The sequence below is a fragment of the Mesorhizobium sp. B1-1-5 genome (assembly GCF_006443065.1).
In the GTDB taxonomy this organism is placed as follows: Bacteria; Pseudomonadota; Alphaproteobacteria; order Rhizobiales; family Rhizobiaceae; genus Mesorhizobium.
On the sequence record NZ_VFWS01000272.1, the window covers coordinates 1 to 1,872 of the forward strand.

A 1,872-nucleotide genomic window follows, 5' to 3' on the forward strand; every position below is an offset into this window, starting at 1 on the left:
GTGGTCAGGCGTGCCTGAGAGAATTGCAGCCCGGCCGTCTTCGCCAGTTGCTTGGCGGTTGCCGGCATCAGCTGCAGCAGCCCGCGCGCGCCGGCGCTCGATATGGCGCCGATGTTGAATTCGCTTTCCTGGCGGGCGATGGCGTAGGCCAGCGCCTTGCCCGAACCTGAAATATCGGCGCTATCGGGGATGACCCCCAAAGGATGCGACAGCGCGCCGACATCGATGCCACGCGCGCCGGCGATCTTGCCGATCTTGAGCGACATGAAGTGGTTGCCCTGCTTTTCCGCCAGCACGGCCAGGAGCGCCAGTTCGCCCGGGCTGGTCAACTGTCCTGCAAGGTCACGATAGAGCGTTTCGGCATAACGGTCGTAGCCCGCCTCCTGCAGCCGCTTGATGGCAGCGACGGCTTCGCGACCGGCAAAACTCTGGCGGTCGGCGGCACTCGGTGTGGGATAGACGATGTTCAGCGCCGGGCGACCAATGCGCTCGGCGGCGAGCTGGCCGTAGAATGTCGTGCCATAGGCCGCCGCGCGCGCAAAATAGTCCTTTGCGTTACCTGGACCACCAACTTCGGCGGCGCGGCCGAGCCAGTAATAGGCGCGCGACAATGTCATCGGCCCCTGCGCAAGGTCGGCGCTGCGCGCGAAATGGGTTGCGGCAAGCCTGGGATCGTTCAGACCGCGCAGCGCGTACCAGCCGGCATGGAATTCGGCTTCGGCGGCGTTCGCTGTGCTTTCGGCCGCATGCATGGCGACGATCCTGTAGGCGGCTTTCATGTCACCCTTGTCGACCAGCTCGCGCGACAGTACCCGGCGCTCCACCCACCAGGCATCCGGGTCGACCAGCGCTTCGCGATCCGTCGGCGCCTTCATCACGATGGCGGCGGCGTCGGCAATATTGTCTTGCTTGCGAAGATATTCGGCTTGCGCGAAGAAATAGCCGGCAGAACGCTGTGAAGCCGGCACCGCCTTGAGCAGCTTGGGGGTGTTCTTGTCGCCCTTGTCGGCCGCCGCCCAGGCGGTGGCCAGTTGCTCCGCTTGCGCCGGGCCGGCGACGCGCTGCGCCGCGCCGACCCGGTCGGCGTAGAACATGCGCTCCATGCGGAATCGGTGATCGGCGGCCGGGATCAGCCCGCCGAACTCCTTGATCAGCGCTGTCTCGTCCTTGGCCTCCAGGATCGCGGTGCGCCAGAACGGCACCAGCACCGAACGCGCCGCCTCTGCCTTGCCCAGGGCCACATAGGCGCGGGCAAGAAGCATCACGCCTTCGAATGTCTGCGGCTGGCTGCCGTCGAACGCCTGCACAACGATGTCGGGGGCGGGGTTCTCGCGATAGAGTGCGCGTTCGCTGTTCTTGCGCAGCGCGGTTGTCCCCGGCCAGTTGGGCAACATCTTCGCTGCGGCCGCAATGTCGCCGCTCGGCATCTTGTCGCCGCCATACAGCGCGATTGCCCAGGCAAGGATGTGCTGGTCGAGCGAACCGGCGGAAAGGGCATCACGCGCGGCGCGGGCACCGGGAATGTCGCCCGCCGCCAGTGCGTCCAGACCGCTCTTCAACTGCACGATGCTGGCAGAGGGGGCCGTATCGCGTGGACCCGCATCTTGCGAGCTTTGCATGCCGGGCATCGGAATGGCCGATGTCAACTGCACGTCGACGCTGCCGCCGATCGCCATCTCGGGCATCAGCGCGACGACCGCGCCCAGGAGCGCGAAAAGATGAGGCCGCCTAGTCGGCATCGTTCAGCCTTTACACATCACCAGCAGGCGCGGAAGCTTCGCGACCTGGACCAGACCGTAAACTTAGGTCATGAAGGGCCAGTTAACAAAAGGTTATCGAGGCCGTTCGAATTGCGTTTGCTGGCAGCATGGC

General features: G+C 65.4%; 1 protein-coding gene. It reads right to left on the reverse strand.

Annotation, left to right across the window (positions count from 1 at the left end; genetic code table 11):
* A partial coding sequence (locus tag FJ980_RS30310; RefSeq protein WP_140547277.1) for a lytic transglycosylase domain-containing protein occupies nt 1-1,739 on the reverse strand: 1,739 nt, incomplete at its 3' end.
* Nucleotides 1,740-1,872 lie beyond the last annotated feature (133 nt).